Source organism: Streptomyces sp. NPDC041191, assembly GCF_055591945.1.
In genome coordinates this window covers 65307-88279 of the sequence record NZ_JBVIZC010000009.1, presented here as the reverse complement: position 1 = coordinate 88279, position 22973 = coordinate 65307, and the positions used below count along the sequence as shown (strand labels likewise).

Annotated in this window: 20 protein-coding genes; 8 read left to right on the top strand and 12 right to left on the bottom strand. The window is 74.0% G+C overall.

Translation table 11 applies throughout. The features are described from left to right. Nucleotides 1–29: 29 nt before the first annotated feature. On the bottom strand, nucleotides 30–1187 hold the full coding sequence (locus ACZ6AQ_RS18960; protein ID WP_468760801.1) for an acyl-CoA dehydrogenase family protein: 1158 nt from the start codon (nucleotides 1185–1187) through the stop codon (nucleotides 30–32). Between the two features lie 68 nt (nucleotides 1188–1255). Between ACZ6AQ_RS18960 and ACZ6AQ_RS18955 the strand changes: the two genes are divergently transcribed. From ACZ6AQ_RS18955 to ACZ6AQ_RS18945, 3 genes are all read left to right on the top strand, one after another. Next, nucleotides 1256–1951 carry a TetR/AcrR family transcriptional regulator gene (locus ACZ6AQ_RS18955; protein WP_468760800.1) on the top strand — a complete coding sequence of 232 codons (696 nt, stop codon included), beginning with the start codon at nucleotides 1256–1258 and terminating at the stop codon, nucleotides 1949–1951. An 18-nt stretch (nucleotides 1952–1969) separates the two neighbouring features. Further along, nucleotides 1970–2665 (top strand): ArsR/SmtB family transcription factor, encoded by a 696-nt coding sequence (locus ACZ6AQ_RS18950; protein WP_468760799.1) that lies wholly within the window; start codon nucleotides 1970–1972, stop codon nucleotides 2663–2665. 164 nt (nucleotides 2666–2829) lie between these two features. Then, nucleotides 2830–3744: a DMT family transporter gene (locus ACZ6AQ_RS18945; protein ID WP_468760798.1), complete on the top strand. Its 915-nt coding sequence runs from the start codon at nucleotides 2830–2832 to the stop codon at nucleotides 3742–3744. A gap of 132 nt (nucleotides 3745–3876) precedes the next feature. On the opposite strand, the gene ACZ6AQ_RS18940 is transcribed toward ACZ6AQ_RS18945, so the two are convergent. Further along, entirely contained in the window at nucleotides 3877–4542 is a 666-nt protein-coding gene (locus ACZ6AQ_RS18940) for a TetR/AcrR family transcriptional regulator (RefSeq protein ID WP_468760797.1), read from the bottom strand. 122 nt (nucleotides 4543–4664) lie between these two features. Here ACZ6AQ_RS18940 and ACZ6AQ_RS18935 point away from each other — a divergent pair, with 122 nt between their 5' ends. Next, on the top strand, nucleotides 4665–5600 hold the full coding sequence (locus tag ACZ6AQ_RS18935) for a DMT family transporter (protein ID WP_468760796.1): 936 nt from the start codon (nucleotides 4665–4667) through the stop codon (nucleotides 5598–5600). A 179-nt stretch (nucleotides 5601–5779) separates the two neighbouring features. Here the strand turns inward: ACZ6AQ_RS18935 and ACZ6AQ_RS18930 are convergent, their stop codons facing one another. The 9 genes from ACZ6AQ_RS18930 to ACZ6AQ_RS18890 all read right to left on the bottom strand — a co-directional run bounded on the left by ACZ6AQ_RS18930 (nucleotide 5780) and on the right by ACZ6AQ_RS18890 (nucleotide 17465). Next, nucleotides 5780–6862, bottom strand: coding sequence for a Zn-dependent alcohol dehydrogenase (locus ACZ6AQ_RS18930; RefSeq protein ID WP_468761000.1), 1083 nt, complete (start codon nucleotides 6860–6862; stop codon nucleotides 5780–5782). A gap of 142 nt (nucleotides 6863–7004) precedes the next feature. Then, nucleotides 7005–8396: an aldehyde dehydrogenase family protein gene (locus ACZ6AQ_RS18925; RefSeq protein ID WP_388693814.1), complete on the bottom strand. Its 1392-nt coding sequence runs from the start codon at nucleotides 8394–8396 to the stop codon at nucleotides 7005–7007. A gap of 303 nt (nucleotides 8397–8699) precedes the next feature. Further along, nucleotides 8700–9434 (bottom strand): class F sortase, encoded by a 735-nt coding sequence (locus tag ACZ6AQ_RS18920; RefSeq protein ID WP_468760795.1) that lies wholly within the window; start codon nucleotides 9432–9434, stop codon nucleotides 8700–8702. 10 nt (nucleotides 9435–9444) lie between these two features. Further along, nucleotides 9445–10107: a hypothetical protein gene (locus tag ACZ6AQ_RS18915; protein ID WP_468760794.1), complete on the bottom strand. Its 663-nt coding sequence runs from the start codon at nucleotides 10105–10107 to the stop codon at nucleotides 9445–9447. A 208-nt stretch (nucleotides 10108–10315) separates the two neighbouring features. Next, a complete protein-coding gene (locus ACZ6AQ_RS18910; RefSeq protein ID WP_468760793.1) occupies nucleotides 10316–11764 on the bottom strand; it encodes a CitMHS family transporter in 1449 nt (482 codons plus the stop codon). Between the two features lie 170 nt (nucleotides 11765–11934). Then, on the bottom strand, nucleotides 11935–12843 hold the full coding sequence (locus ACZ6AQ_RS18905; protein ID WP_468760792.1) for a TetR/AcrR family transcriptional regulator: 909 nt from the start codon (nucleotides 12841–12843) through the stop codon (nucleotides 11935–11937). 139 nt (nucleotides 12844–12982) lie between these two features. Beyond that, a complete protein-coding gene (locus tag ACZ6AQ_RS18900; RefSeq protein ID WP_468760791.1) occupies nucleotides 12983–14332 on the bottom strand; it encodes a hypothetical protein in 1350 nt (449 codons plus the stop codon). Beyond that, on the bottom strand, nucleotides 14329–15141 hold the full coding sequence (locus tag ACZ6AQ_RS18895) for a hypothetical protein (RefSeq protein WP_468760790.1): 813 nt from the start codon (nucleotides 15139–15141) through the stop codon (nucleotides 14329–14331). Before ACZ6AQ_RS18895 ends, ACZ6AQ_RS18900 begins: the two co-directional genes overlap by 4 nt. Next, on the bottom strand, nucleotides 15138–17465 hold the full coding sequence (locus tag ACZ6AQ_RS18890) for a right-handed parallel beta-helix repeat-containing protein (protein ID WP_468760789.1): 2328 nt from the start codon (nucleotides 17463–17465) through the stop codon (nucleotides 15138–15140). Before ACZ6AQ_RS18890 ends, ACZ6AQ_RS18895 begins: the two co-directional genes overlap by 4 nt. Nucleotides 17466–17653: 188 nt before the next feature. Here ACZ6AQ_RS18890 and hmgA point away from each other — a divergent pair, with 188 nt between their 5' ends. The 4 genes from hmgA to ACZ6AQ_RS18870 all read left to right on the top strand — a co-directional run bounded on the left by hmgA (nucleotide 17654) and on the right by ACZ6AQ_RS18870 (nucleotide 22381). Next, nucleotides 17654–18976 (top strand): homogentisate 1,2-dioxygenase, encoded by a 1323-nt coding sequence (gene hmgA / locus ACZ6AQ_RS18885; protein WP_468760788.1) that lies wholly within the window; start codon nucleotides 17654–17656, stop codon nucleotides 18974–18976. 40 nt (nucleotides 18977–19016) lie between these two features. Beyond that, on the top strand, nucleotides 19017–19766 hold the full coding sequence (locus ACZ6AQ_RS18880) for a GntR family transcriptional regulator (RefSeq protein ID WP_388693828.1): 750 nt from the start codon (nucleotides 19017–19019) through the stop codon (nucleotides 19764–19766). A 60-nt stretch (nucleotides 19767–19826) separates the two neighbouring features. Further along, complete coding sequence (locus ACZ6AQ_RS18875) at nucleotides 19827–21035, top strand: type ISP restriction/modification enzyme (protein ID WP_468760787.1); 1209 nt, start codon at nucleotides 19827–19829, stop codon at nucleotides 21033–21035. A 149-nt stretch (nucleotides 21036–21184) separates the two neighbouring features. Continuing rightward, nucleotides 21185–22381 carry a CaiB/BaiF CoA transferase family protein gene (locus tag ACZ6AQ_RS18870; protein WP_468760786.1) on the top strand — a complete coding sequence of 399 codons (1197 nt, stop codon included), beginning with the start codon at nucleotides 21185–21187 and terminating at the stop codon, nucleotides 22379–22381. 93 nt (nucleotides 22382–22474) lie between these two features. Here ACZ6AQ_RS18870 and ACZ6AQ_RS18865 read toward each other — a convergent pair whose 3' ends face one another. Continuing rightward, a complete protein-coding gene (locus ACZ6AQ_RS18865; protein WP_388693836.1) occupies nucleotides 22475–22747 on the bottom strand; it encodes a hypothetical protein in 273 nt (90 codons plus the stop codon). Nucleotides 22748–22973 lie beyond the last annotated feature (226 nt).

Below are 22973 nucleotides of genomic sequence, written 5' to 3'. Positions count from 1 at the left end.
GCATCCGCCCGCGTACTCAGCCGGCGTACTCAGAAGGCCGAGATCCCCGTGAGCGCCCTGCCGATGATGAGCTTCTGGATCTGGCTGGTGCCTTCGTACAGGGTCATGACGCGCGCGTCGCGGACCAGCTTGCCGACCGGGTACTCGTCGATGTAGCCGTAACCGCCGAAGACCTGGAGGGCGTTGTTGGCGGCGCGGACGGCGGCCTCGGAGGCGTACAGCTTCGCCTTCGAGGCGGCGGTGGCGAAGTCCTCGCCCCGGTCGATCAGGTCGGCGACCCGCCAGGTGAGCAGCCGGGCCGCGTCCACGTCGACGGCGATGTCGCTGACGAGCTCCTGCACCAGCTGGTAGGAGGCGATGGGCTTCCCGAACTGCTCGCGCTCCCCCGCGTAGCGCAGCGCCGCGTCCAGCGCGGCCTGCGCGATGCCGACGCAGCCCGCCGCGACCGACATGCGGCCCTTGGCGAGGGCCGACATGGCGACGGCGAAGCCCTTGCCCTCGGGGCCGAGCATCGCGGCGGCCGGGACGCGGACGTCCTCCAGGACCAGTTCGGCGGTGGCCTGGCCGCGCAGGCCGAGCTTGCCGTGGACGGGGCGGCGGGTGAGGCCGGGGGCGTCGGCGGGAACGAGGAAGGCGGAGACGCCCTTGTGGCCGGGCGTGTCGTTCGTGCGGGCGAAGAGCAGCACGACGTCGGCCCAGGTGCCGTTGGTGATGAACATCTTGGTGCCGTTGATCACGTAGTCGCCGGTGCCTCCGTCCCGTACGGCGCGGGTGGCCAGGTTCCCGGCGTCGGAGCCGGTGCCCGGTTCGGTGAGCCCGAAGCAGCCGAGCGCCTCGCCGGAGGCGAGCCGGGGCAGCCAGGTCCGCTTCTGCTCCTCGTTCCCCCAGGCGGCGATCGTCTTGGCGACCAGCCCCAGGGAGACGGAGACGATGCCGCGCACGGAGGAGTCGCCGCGCCCCAGCTCCTCGGTCACCAGGCAGTACGCGAGGTGGTCGCCGCCCGAACCGCCGTACTCCTCGGGGAGGGTGAGGCCGAGGAAGCCGACGGCGCCGAGCTTCTTCACGATCCCCCGGTCCACCTCCTCCGCGCGGTCCCACGCGGCGGCGTGCGGGCTCACCTCGCGTGCGACGAAGTCCTCGGCGAGCCGCCGTACGGCCTCCTGCTCCTCGCTCAGCGCCAGATCCACCGTGCCACCTCACCCGTCCATTTAATTACCAGTGCTAGTTTTCGGATCGCACGCCTACTATGTGGGCCATGGCCCGACCGCGCAAGCCCCTGCTCAGCCGAGACCGCATCGTCGAGACGGCGGGCGCGCTGGTCGACGCGGAGGGGCTGGCCTCCCTCTCCACCCGCCGGCTCGCGGCCGAACTGGGGGTGAGCGGCCCCTCCCTCTACAACCACTTCCGCACCAAGGACGAGATCCTCGACGCGGTCGCGGACGCGGTGAGCGCGAAGATCGACCTGTCGATGTTCGCGGAGGACGACCCCCGCGACTGGCGGACCGCCCTGCACGACTGGGCCGTCTCCTACCGGGCCGCCCTCGCGGACCACCCGCACATCGTCCCGGTCCTGGCCCAGGGGCCCGGCCGCAGGCCCGCGGGCCTGCGCGTCGCCGACGCCGTCTTCGGAGCGATGGTCCGCGCGGGCTGGCCGCCCGCCCAGGCCACGTACATCGGCGCCCTGATGCGGTACTTCGTCACCGGCTCCGCCCTCGGCTCCTTCGCCCGCGGTTTCGTGGACGACGAGACGGCGTACGACCCCGCCGACTACCCCCACCTGGGCCAGGCCCACCTGCTCGCGGAGCACCGCCAGAAGGTGGACGAGGGGGCCTTCGAGACGGGCCTGCGGGCGCTCCTCGACGGGCTCGCCGCGCAGTACGCGGACCGGGCGGGCGGATCGGGCGCGCGGGCTGGACGGGGTCCCGGCACTTCGGCCGCCGCCGAAGCGTGAGCACGGCACCCTGGACGCATGACAGCCGGTGACCTCGCCGCGTTCGCGGCGCTCCTCGCGGACGAGAGCCGCGCCGCGTTCCTGCTCGCCCTGCTGGACGGACGGGCCTGGACCGCCGGGGAACTCGCCCGGCACGCCGGGGTGGCGCCCTCCACCGCGAGCGAACACCTCGGAAAGCTGGTCGGGGGCGGGCTGCTCACGGAGGAACGGCAGGGCCGGCACCGGTACGTGCGGCTCGCCGACCCCGGGGTCGCGCAGCTCGTCGAGGATCTGGCCGCCCGGTCGGGTCCCGCGGTGCCCGCCCGGCCCCGCTCGCTGCGGGAGGCGAGCGCCGGGGAGGCGATGGCCCGCGGCCGGACCTGCTACGACCACCTCGCCGGGCGGCTCGGCATCGCGATCACCGACGCGCTGACGGCACGGGGACTCCTGCGCCAGGACACCGGGTTCGCGCTCACGGACCGGGGCCTGGCCTGGTTCGACGAACAGGGCATCGCCCTCGTACGGAGGGGACGGCGGCCCGTCGCGCGCGGCTGCCTCGACTGGACCGAACGCCGTCCCCACCTCGCGGGGGTCGCGGGCGCCGCGCTCTGCCGCCACGCGCTCGGCGCCGGGTGGTGCGTACGGATCGGATCCGGGCGGGCCGTGAAGGTGACCCCGGCGGGCGAGAACGCCCTGTGGGACGGTCTGGGGATCGCGCCGGGGACGCTGCGGTGAAGGGGACCGCTCCTGGTTCCGGTCCGGGCCCCGGCCCCGGCCCCGGCTCCGGCTCCGGCTCCGGCTCCGGCTCCGGCTCCGGCTCCGGCTCCGGCTCCGGCTCCGGCTCCGGCTCCGGGAACATTGCGGTGTTCGCCGAACGGTCCGCCGCCTACCGTCGGGCCATGCAGAAACAGTCCCCCCGGCTCGCGTTCGCCGCGGCCGGCGTCACCGTCGTCCTGTGGGCCTCCGCCTTCGTCTCCATCCGCAGCGCGGGGGCGGCCTACTCCCCCGGCGCGCTCGCGCTCGGACGGCTCCTCTCCGGGGTGCTGGTCCTCGGCGCCGTCCTCCTGGTGCGGCGGGAGGGGCTCCCGCCACGGGCGGCCCTGCCGGGGATCGCGGTCTCCGGACTGCTCTGGTTCGGGGTGTACATGGTGGTGCTCAACTGGGGCGAGCAGGAGGTGGACGCGGGCACGGCGGCGATGGTGGTGAACGTCGGGCCGATCCTGATCGCCCTGCTCGGCGCGCGGTTCCTCGGAGAGGCCCTGCCGCCCCGGCTGCTCGCGGGCATGGCGGTCTCGTTCGCGGGCGCGGTGACGGTCGGCCTCTCGATGTCCCGGGACTCCTCCGGCGGCCACGCCTCGGTGCTGGGGGTCGCGCTCTGCCTGGTCGCGGCGGTGGCGTACGCGGGTGGGGTCGTCGCCCAGAAGCCGGCGCTCGCGCACGGCAGCGCGCTCCAGGTGACGACGTTCGGGTGCCTGGTGGGGGCGGTGGCGTGCCTGCCGTTCGCCGGGCGGCTGATCGGGGAGATGGGGCGGGCGCCACTGCCGGCGACCCTGAACATGGTCTACCTCGGGGTGTTCCCCACCGCGCTCGCGTTCACGACCTGGGCATACGCCCTCGCCCGTACGACCGCCGGGCGGATGGGCGCGACGACGTACGCCGTGCCCGCCCTCGTGGTGCTGCTCGCCTGGGCCTTCCTGGGCGAGCTGCCCGGCCCACTCACCCTCGCCGGGGGCGTGCTGTGCCTCGTGGGCGTGGCCGTCTCCCGTTCCCGGGCGCGGACTTCCGCCACCTCCGGAACGGCCGGATCCGCCTGACGGGCCGTACGGTCGCCACCGGTCGCTCCACGGCCGCCCGGGGCCCGGCGGTGGCGGCGCGCGGGCGGCCCGCCCGGCCCGCCGTGCCCGTACGGTCCCGGATCGAGCCGCGCCGCTTCCGGCGGAAGGCCCTCAGTGCTCCCCGCCGGGCCGCAGCAGCTGCCGGGCGAAGACCGTGAGCGAACGCCCGACGCGCTCGGCCGACAGGCCGAGTTCGTGCCGCTGGAAGTGGAAGAGTTCGGGCGACAGGGGACTGAGCGCGATGTCGATCAGCGGATCCGGGTCCTCGATCCCGTGGTCCACGAGGAGCGTCCGGACGTGGACGCGCCAGAAGCCATACGCGCCCGTCCGGAAGCGGGCGGGCCCGGTCTCCGCCCCCAGCGCCAGCGGCAGGTGCCGTTCGAGGAGATCGAGCATCGCCAGGTAGAACGCCGCCAGCCGCTCCCCCGCCGGAGCGCCGGGACCGAGCGGCGGCGGGCCGTGGAGGAGCTGCTCCTGCAACCGGCGTTCGTGGTCGTCGAGCAGGGCCACGGCGACCGACGGCGGGTCGGGGAAGCTCCGGTACAGCGTGGCGCGCCCCACCCCGGCCGCCCTGGCGATCCGGTCCATGGTGACCGCCCTCGGGTCGCCCTCGGTGAAGAGCCGCTCGGCCGCCGCCAGGATCCGGGCACGGTTCCGTTCCGCGTCCGCGCGCCTGCGGGGGCCGGACGGCCGGTCGTCCGGGGGCCGGAGATCACCGAGGAGCCCTTCGGGCCGGCGCACGGCGGGTCCGCGTCCGCGCTGCTCGTCGTCGCTCATGGCCCCGACCCTACTTCCCCCGAAATCAAATGGACACCTTGTCCGTTTACCGTGGCGCATGGCAATCTAATCGGACTCAGTGTCCACTTGACTGTCCGTCATCCTGTCCCGGGGAGATTCAGATGCACACCGCGCTCCTCGCCGCGGCCCTGCTGGTCGGCTGCCTCCTGGCCGTCCAGGCTTCGGTGAACCTCCAGCTCAACTCGGCCGTCGGTACCCCGTACGGCGCCTCCACCCTCCAGCTCGGCGTCGCGACGGGCCTGCTCGTCGTGCTCGCGGCGGCGGCCGGCGCGCTCGGTGCGCTCGGCGGGCTGCCCGACGTCGAGCCCTGGCAGCTGCTCGGCGGACTGGCAAGCCCGCTCTACATCACGAGCGGCATCCTGCTGTTCCCGCGGCTCGGCGCCCTCGCGGCCGTCGGGCTCTTCGTCACCGGCCAGATGTTCGCCTCGCTCGCGCTCGACCTCCTCGGCCTCCTCGGCCTGGAGCGGAAGGAACCCGGCGCCGGCATCGTCCTCGGCGCCGCGGCCGTCCTCGCGGGCATCGTCGTGATCGTCCGGGGCATGAAGGCCGGCGCGCCCGGCACCCCCGGAACGTCGGGCGCCGGGCGCGCCGGCCGGATCGCCCTCGGCATCGCGGCCGGCGGCATGCTGCCGGTGCAGGGCGCGGTCAACGCCCAGCTGCGGACCCGGCTCGAGGAGCCCCTCACCGTGGCCGTGATCAGCTTCACGGTGGCGACCTTCACCATCGCCGTCGTCCTGCTCGTGCTGTACGCGACGCGCCGCACCCCGAGGCCCCGGATCGCCCCGCTGAAGAAGATGCCCTGGTGGGGGTGGATCGGCGGCGTCTGCGCCGCCGCCTACGTCACCGGCACCTTCCTGCTCATCCCGTCCATCGGCGCCGCGGTGACCGTCGCCCTCACCGTGACGGGCCAGCAGCTCACCTCGGCCCTGATCGACCACAAGGGCCTCTTCAGGCTCCCGCGGCGTCCCCTCACCACGTCGCGTGCCCTGGGGCTCGCCCTGCTGATCGCCGGCTCCCTGGCCGTCCAGCTCGCCTGACCCTGCCGGTCCCCCTCTCCGGGTCCGGCCCGGGAGGATTCGTACGGCACGGCCGTCCGCGCGGCCCGCACCTCGTCCCGGCCCCGTGGTCCGTGGTCCGTGACGGGTGCCGTGCGACCTGCCCGTGCACGCGAAGGGCCGCGCCTCCCCCCGGGGTGGCGCGGCCCTCCGTACGCGTCTCAGGGGAAGACCACCAGGGCCCGGCCGCCCTTGCCCGCGAGCATGTTGTCGAAGGCGCCCGGGATGCCGTCCAGGGTGATCCGTTCGGTGACGAGGGAAGCGAGGTCGAAGCGGCCGGCCCGGATGTGACCGGCGAGGACCGGCAGGTCCTCGCCGGGGTTCGAGTTGCCGTAGACGCAGCCGGCCAGGGTGCGGCCCCAGTGGAAGATCTCCAGGGCGTTGAAGGTGACCTGCTGGTCCTTGCCGCCGATGCCGACGACCGTGGTGCGGCCGCCGCGCCGGCTGGACTCCCAGGCAGTACGGATGGAGACGGCGCGGCCCGCGCACTCCACGGCCACGTCGACGCCCTGGCCCCCGGTCAGCTTCCGGATGTCCTTCGCCGTGGTCGCGGAGGCGACGACGTACTCGGTGGCCCCGGCCGCCCTCGCCAGCGCCTCCTTCTCCGGGGTGACGTCCACGGCGACGATCGTCGAGGCGCCCGCGATCCGGGCGGCCTGGAGCGCGGCGAGGCCCACACCGCCGACGCCGAACACCGCGACGGTCTCGCCCTCCCGGACCCGGGCCGCGTGGTGGACCGCGCCCCAGCCGGTGAGGACGGCGCAGCCGAGCAGGGCGGCGTCGGCGAGCGGCACGCCGTCGGGCACGGGGAGCACGCAGCGTGCGGCGACGACCGTCTCCTCCGCGAAGGCGGCGACGTTCAGGCCGGGGTGGAGGTCGGTGCCGTCCTGGGTGCGGGCGTGGACGTTCGCGGCGCCGGTGAGGGCGTCGGCGCAGAGCCAGACCTCCCCGAGCGAACAGGGGTGGCAACGCCCGCAGGACGGTGCCCAGTTGAGGACGACCTCGTCGCCGGGGGCGATGTGCGTGACGCCCTCGCCGACGGAGACGACGGTGCCGGAGCCCTCGTGGCCCAGGACGGCCGGGACCGGGACGCGCATGGTGCCGTTGGAGAGGGAGAGGTCGGAATGGCACACGCCGGCGGCGGCGAGGCGGACCCGGACCTGGCCGGGGCCGGGTTCGGGGAGGTCGATGTCGGTTATCTCCAGCGGAGCGCCGACGGCGGGCAGGACGGCGGCGCGGATCAGGCTCACGTGCGGTGCTCCTCGGGGCTCGGAACTGTCGGGACTGCCAGAACTACCGGAACTGCCGGGGCCGTCGGTGTGCCGGGCGCCGGGACCACCGGAGCCACCGGCCGGGACATCGGGGGCACCGGGGGCGCCGGAACCGTCAGAACTGGAGGGACTTGGTCTGGAGGTACTCGGAGAGGCCGTGCGCGCCGAGCTCCCGGCCGACGCCGGACTGCTTGTAACCGCCGAACGGCGCCAGCGGGTTGAAGCGTCCGCCGTTGATGTCGACCTGGCCGGTGTCCATGCGGCGGGCGAAGGCGACGGCCTCCTCGGGGTCGCCCCAGACGGCCCCGGCGAGACCGTAGACGGTGCCGTTGGCGATGGCGAGGGCCTCTTCCTCGTCCTCGTACCGGAGGAGCGAGACGACCGGCCCGAAGATCTCCTCCTGGGCGATGGTCATGTCCGGGGTGACGTCGGCGAAGACGGTCGGGAAGACGTAGTAGCCGGTCTCGCGCGGGGCCCCGGGACCACCGGCGACGAGCCGGGCGCCCTCCTCGATCCCCTTCTCGATGTAGCCGCGGACGCGCTCCCGCTGCCTGGCGTTGACCAGCGGCCCGACGCGTTCGCCGGGGACGTACTTGGCGACCGCCTCGGCGGCGAGCGCGACCGCCTCCTCGTACCGGTCGGCGGGGATCAGCATGCGGGTCCAGGCGCTGCACGTCTGGCCGGAGTTGGACATGACGTTGGCGACGCCGACGGCGACGGCCTTCGGGAGGTCGGCGCTCGGCAGGATCACGTTGGCGGACTTGCCGCCGAGTTCGAGGGCGACCCGCTTGACGGCCCCGCCCGCGAGGGCGCCGATGCGGCGGCCGACGGCGGTGGAGCCGGTGAAGGAGACGAGGTCCACGTCCGGGTGCTCGGCGAGCGCCTGCCCGGCGACCGGGCCGAGGCCGGTGACCAGGTTGAAGACGCCGGCGGGCAGACCCGCCTCGTGCACGGCCTCCGCGAAGAGCTGCGCGGTGAGCGGGGTGTCCTCGGCGGGCTTGAGGACGGTGGTGCAGCCGGCGGCGAGGGCCGGGGCGACCTTGGCGACGATCTGGTGGAGCGGGTAGTTCCAGGGGGTGATCGCGGCGACGACGCCGACCGGTTCGGCGTAGACGGTGGAGTTGCCGACCTTCTCCTCGAAGGGGTGGGTGGCGGCGAGTTCGGCGTACGTGCCGGCGACGGCGATCGGCAGTCCGGCGTGCACGGCGGCGGCGAGCTGCGGCGGGGCGCCCAGCTCGGCGGTGACGGTGGCGGCGATCTCCTCGGCGCGGGCGGCGAGCGCGTCGCGCAGGGCGGCGATACGGGCACCGCGCTCGGCGGGCGGGGTGGCGGCCCAGCGGGGCAGCGCGGCACGGGCGGCGCGTACGGCGGCGTCGACGTCCTCGGCGGTGCCGGCCGGGACGTGGCCGATGACCTGCTCGTCCGCCGGGTTGATCACCGGGATGGTGTCCGTGGAGGAGGCGGGCCGCCACTCCCCGCCGATGTACATCGCGTCGTGCGCCTTCATCCGCTGTCTCCTCACGTTGCCGACGGGCTCGTCGTCCACCCAAACTAGCGACGTTAGTTTTCCGGCGCCAGGGCTCCGGGACGTGCCCCGGGTCTCAGTCCCCGGGTCCCGGGTCACGGGTCCCGGAACCCGGGCGTCGGTCCCGGAACCCGGGCGCGGGCATGCCGCCGCGTCCGGCGGGCGCGCGCCGGACGGCGTGGCCCGCCGGACGCGGCGGGGAGACCGGCGGGGCGGCTGGGGCCGCCGGTCGGACGTACTGTTCCACCCGGTCCACCGACTCGCGGCCCGTGGCTCGCGGAGGCGTCAGATCTTCTGGTCGATGTCGGTGAGATGGGCGAAGACGACGATGTTCGCCTCGTACCCCGTCTCCCGGTCGAACGCTCCGCCGCAGGTGAGCAGCCGCAGTTCGGGCCGCCCGGTGGCGCCGTACACCTCCTTGTCGGGGAAGGCGTTCTTGGCGTACGTCCGGACGCGGTCCACCGTGAAGACGGCGACCTTGCCGTCCGCGCGGGCGACCCGGACGGTGTTGCCGGGGCTGAGCGCGTTGAGGTTGAGGAAGATGGCGGGGCCGGTACGGGTGTCGCGGTGACCGACGACGACGGCGGTCCCCCGTTCACCCGGGGCGGGCCCCTTGGCGTACCAGCCGACGACCCGCGGGTCGTCGACCGGTGGAGCGGCGAGCCGGCCCGCGGCGTCGAGGCCGAGGTCGGTCACGGGCGCCTCGATGGTGATGGCGGGGACCGCGACGGTGAGGGGACGCGAACGGGGAAGCGGCGCGGCCGCCCGCCGGGACGTGTCCTTCGACCGGGGCGGGGACGCGCCCCCCGGTCGCCCCCCGGGTTTCGCGTTGTGGTCCAGGGCGGCCGGCGCCCCGGCCGCGGCCGCTTCGGAGGCGGCCGGACCGGAGGCGGCGGGACCGGAGGCGAGGGGCGGCCCGGCCGGCTCCTCGTCACCGGCCCACCAGACGCCTCCGACCACCAGGACCACGGTCACCACCACGGTCCTGACGAGCCGGAACAGGCGCCGCCGCCTGCGCATGAGGCGGGACCTACGCGGCGCCATTGCTGCGGCGGCGCGAACGGCGGATCAGGACCAGTCCGGCCGTACCGGCGAGGCCGGCGGCGACGGCCGTCCCGACGCCAAGACCGGAGGAGTCCTCGGCGGCGGCGAGCTCCGCGCTGCCGCCGCCGCCCGCGCCCACCGCGCCGTGCGGGGGCTTGCCGTGGCCGTTCTCCGCGCCGTTGTTGCCGTGGTTGTTCTCCGGGCCGTTGTTGCCGTGGCCGGGACGGCCGGGACCGTTGCCGTGGCAGTCGACCGTGAAGATCTTCTGCTTGCCGGCCGGAAGGGCGCCCGGGAAGGTCCAGGTGACCCGGTACTGCCCCTCCGGCAGGGTCAGCGGGTTGGTGTGGCCCATCCCGGTGGCCAGCGCGACGCGGCCGGTGAGGGTCGGGACCTCCGGGCGGGGCGGCTGGGGGGTGATCTCCCAGCTCACCTCCTGAAGGACGTCGAAGTTGAAGGCCGCGAGGTAGAACTTGCAGACCTTCGCCTCGTCGCCCAGGTCGCCGTAGGGGGTGCCGACCTTGTGGACCTTGATGTCGCCGTTGTCGCCGGGGGCGGCGAACGCCGCCGGGGCTCCGGCGAGAGCGAGGCCGCCGAAGGCGGCCGTGGCCGCGAGGGTGGCGGCGAGGGGACGAACGGCACGAACGGGCATGCTGATTCCTCCGAGAAAGGACATGTCGGATGGTTCAACCGATAATCCGACTATCAGTCACCCCTTGGCCGTGGAGGGGCCGACATGCCCGTGTCGTCCCCCGAGTAGCCCGTCCGGCTCAGAGCCGGGGCCCGGAGACCGGGGACTGGGGGCCGGAGAGGGGGCCGGAGACCGGGGACGGAACCCCGGACCCCGGTCACCCGTGCCTTCAGACGATCCCGTAGAGAACCGCCGCCGCCAGGACGACCAGCGAGGTCAGCGCGGCCCACTTCACCGTGAACCTGGTGTGGTCGCCGAACTCCACCTTCGCCATGCCGACGAGGACGTACACGGCGGGCACCAGCGGGCTCGACATGTGCAGCGCCTGGCCGACGATCGACGCCCGCGCGATCTCCAGGGACGACACGCCATGGGCCGCGCCCGCTTCCGCGAGGACGGGCAGCACGCCGAAGTAGAAGCCGTCGTTCGACATGAAGTAGGTGAGCGGCAGGCTCAGCACGCCGGTGACCAGACCCATCTGCGAGCCCATGGCGTCGGGGATCGCACCGACGAGCCAGTCGGCCATGTGCTTGACCATGCCGGTGCCGGTGAGGACACCGGTGAAGACGGCGGCGGCGAAGACCATGCCGGTGACGTTCAGGACGTTGTCGGCGTGGGCGGCGATACGGGCCTTCTGCTCCGCCATGTTCGGGTAGTTGACGGTGAGCGCGAGGGCGGCACCGAGCAGGAAGAGCACCGGGATCGGCAGCAGTTCGAGGATCATGGCGGTGAGCAGCGCCACCGTCAGACCCGCGTTGAACCAGTACAGCCGGGGACGGAGCGTGGCGCGGTTCGGGTCGAGCCCCTGGAACCCCTCGTCGTGCCCTTCACCCGCACCCGCACCGGAATCGGCACCCGCCGCGCTCCGGGAGACCGTCGCCTTCCCTGCCGCGCTCTCACCGGTACCGACGGCACGGCCGGCACCGCCGGCGCTGCCACCGCCACCGCCCGTCGCGACCAGGACCTCGTCGGGCTCCGGCGCCAGGACCGCGTCGAGCGTGAGGTGGCCGACGCGCCTGCGCTCACGGCGGCCTAGGACGTACGCCAGGACGAAGACGAAGAACAACCCCGTGGCGAGCGCGGGGATCATCGGCACGAAGATGTCGGCGGCGTCCACCTTCAGGGCGGTCGCGGCGCGGGCGGTGGGGCCGCCCCACGGCAGGGTGTTCATGACGCCGTTGGCGGTGGCGGCGACACCCGTCATGACGACCAGGCTCATCCCGAGCCGCTTGTAGAGCGGATACATCGCCGAAACGGTGATCATGAACGTGGTGGAGCCGTCGCCGTCCAGGGAGACGATCGCGGCGAGCACCGCCGTACCCACGACGATCCGCAGGGGGTCGGCCTTGCAGAAGCGCAGGATGCCCCGGACGATCGGGTCGAACAGGCCGACGTCGATCATGACGCCGAAGTAGACGATCGCGAACATCAGCATCGCGGCCGTCGGCGCCAGGTTGCCGACCCCCTCGACGACGTAGTCGCCGAGGCGGCCCCCCTGCCCGACCGCGACGCAGAAGAGGGCGGGAATCAGCACGAGCGCCGCGATCGGCGACATCTTCTTCGTCATGATCAGGACCAGAAAGGTCGCGATCATGGCGAAGCCGAGGACGGTCAGCATGGAGGACACCTCACGTTCACCCTTGAACGGCCGCCGAGCGGCGGTCCGGATGACCGTAGGTGCCTCCTTCCGGCGTTAACAAGATGGTGACGCGTGAGCAATACGAGCAAAAGAAGCAGGTCAGGGCCGGGGGCACAGCAGGAAACGGACCGACCGCGAGGAGTGGCGGGTCACAGGAGGGAAGGCGCCAGGTAGGCGTGGAGGAGCAGTCGGGTCTCGGCGACGAGGGCCGGATCGCCGTCGGGGTCCGTGCGGAAGGCGAGCCGGACGAGGGCGTCGGCGGTCTCGACCCCGACGAGCACCTTCCGGTGCAGTTCCTCGTCGGCGGAACGGCCCAGGTGCGCGGCGAGGAGTTCGCAGATCCGCTCGGCGACGAGACGGTTGGGGTCGTCGCCGGAGGGCACGCCGTGACCGCGCCCCGGCCGCGCCTCTCCGCCCGGAGCCGCTTCTCCGTACGGCTCCGCTGCCCCGTACGGCTCCGCCCCTCCGTCCGGCTTCGCTTCCCCGTCCGGCCCCGCCTCTCTGTCCGGCTTCGCGATCCCTCCGGAAGCCGTGCTCCCGTCCGGGACCGCGTGCCCGCCCGAAGCTTCTTCGGCCACCTCTCCGGCCGCCCTCCCGGTCGCCCGGGACGCGCTTCCCGCCACCGTCCGGGACGGCTCGCCGACCACTTCCCCGGCCGCGGCGGCGGGCAGGCCGAAGTCCACGAGCGCGAAACCGGGAACGGTCCGTTTCATCGCGATGAACTCGTCCAGGACGCCGTCGATGGCTCCGCGCGCGTCGAGGAGCGGTGTCGCGGCGAGGCGTTCGGAGACCCGCTCGGCGTAGCGGTCGAGGTTGCGGAGGGCGAGGGCGGCGACCATGGCCCGCTTGTTGCCGAAGAAGCGGTAGACGGAGCCGATGGGGACCCCGGCGCGAGCGGCGACGGCGCGGGTGCTCAACCGCTCGTACCCGGTCTCGTCGAGGAGCACGGCACAGGTGTCGAGGATGCGGGCGAGCCGTTCGGCGCTGCGCTGCTGCACGGGAGCGCGGCGGAGCACCGGAGCGGCCTGGGAGCGGGTCTGGGGGTGGGTCTGGGGCACGGGTCCATGATGCCGCCCACCCGGACCGGCCGAGGGACGGGTCCCGGGCCGGCCGAGGGACAGGGCTCGGACCGGCCGGGGGACAGGGCTCGGACCGGGATCGGACTTCGGGCGAGGTGGGCTTCGGAGAGGTTCGGCCTCAGGCGACGAGCAGGGCGATGCCGCCGAGCGTGTACACGATCATCAGGATGAACAGGGGCAGTTGGCCGGCGACGGCCCGGGCGGGCGGGAAGAGTCGCACGGACCGGTCATGGGCCGCGACGACACCGAGGACGTGACCGGTGACGACGGCTGTCACCTGGAGGGTCGCGAGCCCTTCGGGTCCCAGCGGTGGATCGGGAGCGGACGCGGGGACCATACCCACCGCCATCGTCACTATGCGTAAAAATTCAGTGACTAAGAGTGAGAAGTAGTGGGCAGTGAGATAGCCGAGGGCGATGGGGAGCAGCGCGTGGGCGAAGGAGGTGAGCGGAGTGGTGAGTCCACGGTCCATCAGACGCAGGACGCCGGCGCAGAGACCGTAACAGGCGGCGACGAGGGCGACGGCGGCCAGGAGGCCGAACGTGGCGGTGGGGACGGGGCCGAGGGGTGAGGTCTGGAGGGTGGTGATCCAGCGGGGGTTGTCGGAGAGGCCGTCGTAGGCGGTGGAGCCGAGGAGGACGCAGACGGTGGCGACGAGACCGGGGAGGCCGGGGGTGGAGTCGAGGCCGTCGAACGGAGAACGCAGCACCAGTCGGCCGTCGGCCCGGCGACCGAGCGGGGAGAGTCGGGCGAGGAGGGAGGAGTACACCTCGAAGGGATCGGCGTGGGCGAACCACCGGTCGCCGTAGCGGGCGGCCCCCAGGAGCTGGAAGCCGGCGTGGGCGGCGAGGGCGGACAGGAGGACGGTGCGGGAGGTGTTGTCGGGGGCGACGAGTTCGAGCCAGGTGAAGAGGAGGAGTCCGGCGGCGGCGGGGCGGATGCCGAGGGCCGCGGGCAGCGGGCGGGGATCACGCGGCGGACGGAGGGAGTGCAGGGCGCGCAGGGGGTTGAGAAGACGCCAGACGGGGCCGAACAGGAGGGAAACGGGGACGAGTCCGACCCAGAGGAGGACGTAGAGGGCGCCGGGAGCGGGGTTGAGGTCCGGGTCGTCCGGGCCGAGGAGGAGGTGGAGGAGGAGGACCAGGGACACGACAGAGCCGAGGACACGGAGGCCGGCGCGGGTGGCCGGGGCGTCGGCGGCCCGTTGGAAGGAGGCGGGGAGGGGGCGTCCGGCCAGGTCACCCCGGAAACGGGAGGAGGACCAGAGCAGGCCCAGAGCGAGGAAGGAGACGAGGAGCGCGGTGAGGGCACCGGCGTAGGCGTAGAAGGGCGAGAGGGGGAGGTCGTGCCGGGAGCCCACGCCGTGGGCGAGTGGAAGGACGGGAGCCGGGGCGGGGACATGGGAGTGAGCCGGGGCGAGGAGGTGGACGGGGGCCGGAACGGGAAAGTGGGCGAGGAATCCGTTCATCGGACGGCGAGTTGGGTCAGCACGAGTCCGGACTCGTGGGTCTCGACCTCGAAAAGACCGGTGCGGTCCAGCGTGAGCGTGAGGGACGCGGGCGTGCCGGGCGAGAGGGGCAGTTCACGGTCGTAACCGTGGACATGGAGGGTGTCGGCCCGGTCGCTGGTGACGCGGAGGGTGAGGCGTTCACCCTTCGTCAGCTCGATCCGGGAAGGGGGCGGACGAACGGTGCCGTTGACGAGGGCGAGGGTGACGGTTCGGCCGGTTTCGGTGGGGCTCGGGGTCCGTGGCGCAGTCGCGGTGGGGGTGTTGTCCAGGCGGACGGTGGCCTGGACGGGGGCGCCCGCGATGGCCCAGACGGTGTGGTCGTCCGCGTGGAGCCGGACGGTCAGGGTGTGGGAGCCCGCCGGCACGTACCCCCAGGGGCCGTACAGACGGCCGGTTTCGCGGCCGTCCACCAGGAGGCGGGCGTGGCCCCGGCCCGGGAGGGCCGCGCCGCCGGTGCTCTCGGGGGTGAAGCGGAACCTCTCCACGATGAGATGGATGTTCCAGCCGCCCTCGGGATCGGGCCGCGCCTCGGCCCGGACGGTGGGCGCGTCGGCGGCGGGCAGCTCCCGGAGCCGGTGCCCGGCCTCGTCCCGGGCCGGAAGCAGGGTGCCGCCGCCGACGGCCTCCTGGTGGCTGGTACCGGGTTTGTGATGGGTGGTGGCCCGGCCGCCGCAACCCGTGAGGACCGGGAGGGCGCACAGGGCGAACGTCAGGCAGAGAGCGCCGAACCGGCGGCCGGGGAACCCGGGCCCGCACGCGCGCGTCATGACGCCTCCTCTCCGTGCGGCCGGGTGCCGGAGGACGGGGGTACGGGACCGGAGCCGGGCCGGGGGCCGGGGCCGGGGTCGGGGTCGGGGTCGGGGTCGGGGTCGAAACCGGCCGCGGGAACAGGACGCGAATCGGGTGCGGGTCCGCCCCCGCTCCCCGTTCCACCCCCGGCTCCGGGTGCCGCCTCGGTACCGACTCCGAGTGCCGCGCCGGTACCGGCTCCGGGCGCCGCGCCGGTACCGGCTCCGGGTGCCGCGCCGGTACCGGACGCCGCCTCCCGTTCCGGTGCATCGCCCGATCCCCGTTCCGGTCCGTCGCCCGAAGGCCGCCCGCTCGACGCGACCACCGCCCAGAGGACCCAGACGCCACCGAGGAGCAGGCGGAGCCAGGCGGGGCTCAGGGGGATGCCGGGGATCATGAGGACCGCCTTGTCGAAGGCGTCGAGGAGGGTGAGGGCGCCGAGGGCCAGGGTGATCCAGGCGAAGACGGGCCGGACGGGCCGCAGGGCGAGGCCGAGCAGGGTCCACCAGACGCCGGTGAGCAGCAGGGCGAGGGCCGGGACGGGGGTCGGGGCGAGGGTGAGGGTCGAGCCGGCCACGTCCAGGGCGAGACCGGTGAGGCCGATGAGCGTGGCCGCGCCCGCGAGCCGGTGGCCGCGCAGCCGGCGCCACCACAGGGCGCCACCGGTGAGGGCGAGGACGAGGGCGCAGCCGAGGGCGAGCTGGACCTCGACGCGTGCGAGGCCGCGGGCGCCGTACCAGTCGCAGCCGGCCGGGAGGCGGCGCGCCTGGACGTTGTAGTCGGCGCAGACGAGGAGCTGGGCGAGTTTGACCGGTTCGCCGACGAGGCGGTCCGTGGCACCGGAGACCTCGCCCCGGCGGGCTCCGCACCGGGGCAGAACGCCGGGGGAGCTCGCGCCCGCGTCCGCCTGCCAGCAGTTGCCGCCGCCCTGGCCGTCCCACCAGACGTCGGTGCGGTTGGGGCGGGAGGCTCCGGACCGGTCGACACCGAGGTGGTTGCCGGCGTAGCGGTTGTGGTGGGAGGTGTCGGTCTGCTTGCCCCAGGCGGACTCGCCGCGGACGAAGGCGGGGACGGCGTTCAGGTAGAAGGCGGTGCGGCGGTGGCCGTAGACCCAGTTGTCCTCGTAGAGGTTCCAGTTGCCGCCGGCGGTGATGATGCCGCTGCCCGGCGGCATGGAGATCTGGGGGCAGACGACGCCCTGTTCGTAGCCGCGTTCGGCGGGCGGCTTGGCGCAGGTGCCGTCGGCGACGTACGGGTAGTAGTCCTGGTTGTTGTCGTGGATCAGGTTGCGTTCGAAGCGGGCGTGGTTCTGCGGGAGCCCGGGGTGGCCGGGGAAGGCGGAGTCCATGGAGGCGCCGCCCATGTTGTGGTCGAACTCGTTGTCGTGGACCCAGACCGAGTCCCCGGCGGTGCCGGAGTAGCCGACCATGTTGTGGTGGCTGCGGCAGCCGGTGATCTCGATGGAGTAGCGGGGGACGTCGTACCCGCGGCCGTCGTTGATGTTCGAGGCCGAACCGGGGTAGATGCCGGAGTCTCCGTTCCCGTAGGACTCGCAGTTCTTGTAGAGGCCGTGGTCCGAGGCGAAGGTGAGGAAGCCGTACTCGTCGTTCCAGCGGGTGAGGACGTCGTCGATGACGAAGCCGTCGGCGGCGAGGACGTACAGCGAGTTGAAGGTGGTGCGCTGGGCGGTGAAGTTCCGGAAGTAGACGCCGTCGGAGCCGTCGGCCCGGATCGCGTTGAGCTTCCGGTACCCGGCGTCGATGACGACGTCGCGGCGGGACGCGCCGGTGCCCTCGATCTGGAGGTCCTTCTTGCCGAGGATCGCGACCAGGTTCTGGTTGTGCGGGCACTGCCGCTGCTGTTCGTAGGTGAGGATCTGGTAGCCGAGCGCGGAGTCGGGGGCGTCGAGGGCGGCGCAGGCGCCGGTGGGCGGGGGCTGCGAGGGCTCCTCCTCGTAGAGGCCGGGGAGCAGCGCGATGGTGAGTCCGGGCCGGTCGACGGCGTCGACGGCCTGCTGGAGGTGGCGGTACCCGGAGGCCGTGCAGCGCTCGAAGAGGGCGAGGTTCCGGGCCTTGAGCGCGGCGGGGAAGCCGGAGATCCGGCGTGCGAAGTCGGTCCGGTCGGTCTTGCAGACGAGGAGGTCGGGTTCGCCCGTGCGGAGCTTCGGCACGCTGCCGGAGCCGTCGGGGAAGGTGACGGGCCGCTCCTCGTGGGCCTGGGCCCCGGGTGCGGCGGACAGGGCAGCGGCGAGCGCCGCGAGCACGACCGAGAGCGCGAGGAGGAACCTTCGGGTCCGGGACATGCGCGTGAGAGTAGAGCAATGTTCACCTTTTTTGACCCCCTCGCGCACACATCGGTCCTCGCGCCCGGCGCGCACACCCGCTCCCGGCGCCTTCCGGTCGCTTCCGGCGGCGCCCCGTTGACGGGAGCCGCGCGGAATCCTACGGTCACCCATAGGATTCCCTTGCGGGCTCAGGACAGGAGCGGGCGATGAACACGGAGCAGGCCAGGAAGACGGCCGAGGCGCTCACCTACAGCACCGGTTTCGGCAACGAGCACGGCTCGGAGGCGGTCCCCGGCGCGCTGCCGCACGGCCGCAACTCGCCGCAGCGCGCGCCCCTCGGCCTCTACGCCGAGCAGCTCAGCGGCAGCGCCTTCACCGAGCCCCGGGCCCACAACCGCCGCTCGTGGCTCTACCGGATCCGCCCGTCGGCCGCGCATCCGCCGTACACCCGGATCGACAACGGCGCGCTGCGGGGCGCGCCCTTCACCGAGACCGTGCCCGATCCCAACCGGCTGCGCTGGGACCCGCTGCCCGACCCGGCCCCGGGCACCGACTGGCTGGCCGGCCTGTGGACGCTCGGCGGCAACGGGGACGCGTCCCGGCGCACCGGCATGGCCGTGCACCTCTACCACGCCAACGCCTCCATGGAACGGGTCTTCGGGAACGCGGACGGCGAGCTGCTGATCGTCCCCGAGCGCGGCGGCCTCCTCCTCCGCACCGAGCTGGGCCTGCTCGCCGCACGCCCCGGCGAGGTCGCGCTGGTCCCGCGCGGGGTCCGCTTCCGCGTCGAGCTGCTCGACGAGACCGCCCGGGGGTACGTCTGCGAGAACCACGGCGCCCCCTTCCAGCTCCCCGACCTGGGCCCGATCGGCGCCAACGGCCTGGCCAACGCCCGCGACTTCCGGGCCCCCGTCGCCGCCTACGAAGACGTCGAGGGGCCGGTCGAGGTCGTCAACAAGTACTGCGGCAACCTCTGGTCGGCGACGTACGGGCACTCCCCGCTGGACGTCGTCGCCTGGCACGGCAACCACACCCCGTACGTCTACGACCTGCGTCGCTTCAACGTCATCGGGACGATCTCGTACGACCACCCCGACCCGTCGATCTTCACGGTGCTCACCTCGCCCACCGACACCCCGGGGCTCGCGAACGTGGACTTCGTGGTCTTCGCCCCGCGCTGGCTGGTCGGCGAGGACACCTTCCGGCCGCCGTACTTCCACCGGAACGTGATGAGCGAGTACATGGGCCTGATCGAGGGCGCGTACGACGCGAAGACCGCCGGGAAGGGGGGCTTCGTCCCGGGCGGCGGCTCGCTGCACACCATGATGTCCGCGCACGGGCCCGACCGGGAGACCTTCGACAGGGCCAGCGCCGCCGAACTGAGGCCGCAGAAGATCGACGACGGCCTGGCCTTCATGTTCGAGACCCGCTGGCCGGTGACGACGACCCCGCAGGCCGCGGACGCCGACCATCTGCAGAAGGGGTACGACGACGTGTGGCAGGGTCTGGAGCGCCACTTCCGGCCGTAGCATCCCGGCCACAAGCCCGCAGCTCCCGTACGGAGGACCCGTGACCGCCTTCGCTCCCGACTCGCTGGTCCTGAACCGCAAGCTGCCGCTCTGGTACCAGGTCTCGCAGTCGCTGCGCGCCTCGATACTGGGCCGGACGCCAGACGCCTCGCTGCGGCTGCCCACCGAGGAGCAGCTCGCGGCCCACTACGGCGTGAGCGTGCTGACGATGCGCCAGGCCCTCAAGGAGCTGGAGGAGGAGGGCCTGATCAGCCGGCACCGGCGGCGCGGCACCTTCATCGAGCCGGGCGCCCGGCGTTCCGCCCCGCGCCGGCTGCTCGGCTCGATCGACGCGATCGTGGCCCAGCAGTCGGGCGAACGGACGACGGTCCTCGGGCACGGCACCGGACCCGTGCCCGGGGAGCTGGCGGAGTACTTCCCGGACGTGCCGGAGATCGTGGCGTACCGGAGGCTGCGCAGCGACGGCGAGAGCGGGGAGCCCACGAACTGGGCGGAGAACGCCGTGCTTCCCGCGCTCGCCGCCGCCATCGACCCTGCGGACCTGGAGCGCTGGCCGATGACGAAGGTGTTGCGGGACGTGGTCGGCGTGCGGATCAGCCGCATCACGGACACGGTCGAGGCCCGTCTCGCCGATCCGGAGACGGCCGGGCTGCTCCGGGTCCCGCTGCTCTCCCCGATCCTCCACTACACGGGCGTGACCTACGACGAGGACGGCAGGGTCGTCGACGTGGCGCGCATCCGCTACCGGGGCGACCGCTTCTCCTTCACGGTCACGGTGGAGGCCGACTGACCGGCGGCTGCCTCCACCGCTCCCCGTACCGGTGGAGGAGCACCGACGGCGGTCGTTAGCATGCGGGGCGTGACGGATGACGCCCGGCCTCAGGACGCGCCCCTCCTCGACGAGTTGATGCCGTGGTCCGTGGCCCCGCCCCGGCTCGGCCGTTCCTGGATCGTCGCTCCCGACGCGCGGACGCTGCGGGCCCGCTGGGACCGGCTCGTGGCCGCGGAGGGGGCCGAGCGGGAGGCGCTGTTCCGGCCCAGCGGGGCGCGCACCACGGCGAGCGCGGTGGCCGCGCTGCCCGGACAGCGGACCGGGACCGCGCGGTTCGCCCGCGAGCCGGGCCCCTGCCCGGAGCCGGTACGGGTGGCGCACGGGCCGTTCGACGAACAGTGGCTGCTCCCCGACCACCGGCTGATCGACTCCGCGCGGCCGGAGCTGTGGCGGGTCGCCGGCGAGCCGCAGCTCTTCGCCGTCGAGCAGGGGTACGGGCCGGGAGCGGCCGGCCCCCCGCTCCTGGTGACGGCCGCCCTGCCGGGAGGCCGCTCCCCGACGGGCCGCCCGGGCCGCGTCCGCCCGCTGTTCCGGCGCCCCGGCGGCCGCGAGCCCAATCTCGCGCCCGGCCTCCTGACCTTCCTCGGCGAGCGGTACGGACACGGGGTCACCCCGCACGACTGGCTGGCGTGGACGGTGGCGGCGGCGCGCCCCTCCCCCGCCGGGTGCCGCGTCCCGCTCCCCGCCGGCCGGGAGGTCTGGGCCGCGGGCGTGGCGCTCGGCCGGGACCTGGCCGACGTGCAGCTGCGCGGCGCCCTGAGCGGCACGAGACCGAGGCTGCCGGGCGGACGCCGTCCCTACGTGCGGGCGGCGGTCCCGGCACGACCGACGACGATGGCGTACGACCCGGAGAACGAGGCGCTGGAGCTCGACGGGGGCCGGATCTCCCCCGTGCCGGCGGAGGCGTGGGAGTACCGGGTGGGCGGGGCGCGGGTCCTGGAGCAGTGGTTCGCGTGCCGCACCGCCCCCGCGGAGCCGGGCTCCCTGGAGGCGATCGGCCCGGCCGCCTGGCCCCGGGAGTGGACCTCGGAGCTGCTCGGCCTGATCACCGTGCTCGCGCTGCTGGGAGCGCGGGAGCCGGAGCGGGCGGCCCTCGCCGCGGGGCCGGGCGGCGCGGCGGACCTGCGGGCCGCCGGGGTGCTGCCGCCGCCGGCCGGGACCCGCCGCCCCGCGTCCGTACTGGATCACCCGGAGGAGGGCCCGGAGGGGCAGTTCGCACTCCTGTGACCGGGGAGCCGGACGGCGGCCCGCACCCGGCGGCGGCGGGATCCTGCCCGCTCCCGCGCGGACCCGGCCCCGCCGTCTCCCGCCCGGACCGGCGGGGTGACGCATCCCCTGATGACAGGGGGCGGCCCGGCAGGATAGGCAGGACGGTCATGAGCACTCAGCCACTCCCCCTCGCGGGGGTCACGGTCGTCGCCGTCGAGCAGGCGGTCGCCGCCCCCTTCGCCACCCGGCAGCTCGCCGACCTCGGCGCCCGCGTCGTCAAGATCGAGCGTCCCGACGGCGGCGACTTCGCCCGGGGGTACGACACCGCCGCCCGGGGCCTCGCCTCCCACTTCGTGTGGTGCAACCGGGGCAAGGAGTCGGTGGCGCTCGACCTCAAGGACCCCCGGGGCCTGGCCCTCGCCCGGCGGCTGGTGGCGGGCGCCGACGTCTTCGTGCAGAACCTCGCACAGGGGGCGGCGGCCCGCCTCGGCCTCGACGCCGCCACCCTGTGCGCGGCGCACCCCCGGCTGATCGCGGTGGACGTCTCGGGGTACGGGGCGGAGGGGCCGTACGCGCACCGGCGGGCCTACGACATGCTCGTCCAGTGCGAGACGGGCCTGGTGTCGGTGACCGGCACCCCGGAGCACCCCGTCAAGTCGGGTGTCCCGGCGGCCGACATCGCCGCCGGGATGTACGCCTTCGCGGGTGTCCTCGCCGCTCTCGTGCGGCGCGGCGCGACCGGCCTGGGCGGGCCGGTGGAGGTCTCCCTGCTGGACTCGCTCGCCGAGTGGATGGGGCACCCGCTGCACCACGGGATGCACGGGGGCACGGCCCCGGCGCGCACGGGCCTCGCGCACGCGGTGATCGCCCCGTACGACGCCTATCCGACGGCGGACGGGAGTCTGGTGCTGCTCTCCGTGCAGAACGACCGGGAGTGGCGGCGCCTCGCCGGGCGGGTCCTCGGCCGGCCCGGTCTCGCCGACGACCCGGCCTTCGCGACGAACGCGGCGCGGGTGGCCGGGCGGGCGGCGACGGACGCGGTGGTCGCGCGGGCCCTGGCCCCGCTGACGGCGGACGAGGCGCTGGCCCGGCTCGACGCGGCGGGCATCGCCTGCGCCCGGCTCAACTCGGTGGCGGAGCTGGCGGATCACCCGCAGCTGACGGCACGTGACCGGTGGCGGGAGGTGGAGTCGCCGGCCGGGCCGCTGCGGGCCCTGCTTCCGCCGATCGTGTTCCCGGACGCGCCGGAACCGCGGATGGACCGGATTCCGGCGCTCGGTCAGGACACGGACGAGGTGCTCACCGGACTCGGGCTGTGCGCGGCGGAGGTGCGGGAGCTGCGGGACGCGGGTGTGGTCGCCTGACGGGGACGCGCGGAGGGGTGCGGACACGACTGAACGCCGGACGGGCGGGGACACGTCCGGCGGAGTCGCGTCGGGGCCGCGCGGGCGGCCGGATCAGTGACGGGTGCCGAAGAGCGAACGGCGCAGGCGGCGGAGCGGGGCGAAGAGCGAGACCCGCGCGCTGCGGCTGCGGTGTCCGCGCACCGGCGTGTCGTGCGTACGTGCCGTCAGTTCCCGCATCAGCAGGGTCGCCTCGGCCGCCTCGCGCCGGGGCACGGCGGGTCCGCCGAGCACCGCGAGATGGCGGTCGAGCCGCGAACTGGTCGCGCTGCTCCCGCAGGTGATGGCAGGCACTCGCGGCCTGCTGCGCATTGCTATCTGTTCCATGTCACTCCCCACCCGTACAAGGGCACCCGACCCGGGCAGGTTAACCCTATCGCCCCGTCACGACACTCGTGTATCCCGGCGGCGGGATTCGACGCACTCGTACGGGGGTTGACGATCACCCTCCGAATCCATCTGATTCCAGGGCGAGTTGGACAGGCATCGAACACCTGTCGAAACGTCATGAACCATCCTGCACTCCGGCGCGACGGCCGGGGGCACGGAAGCC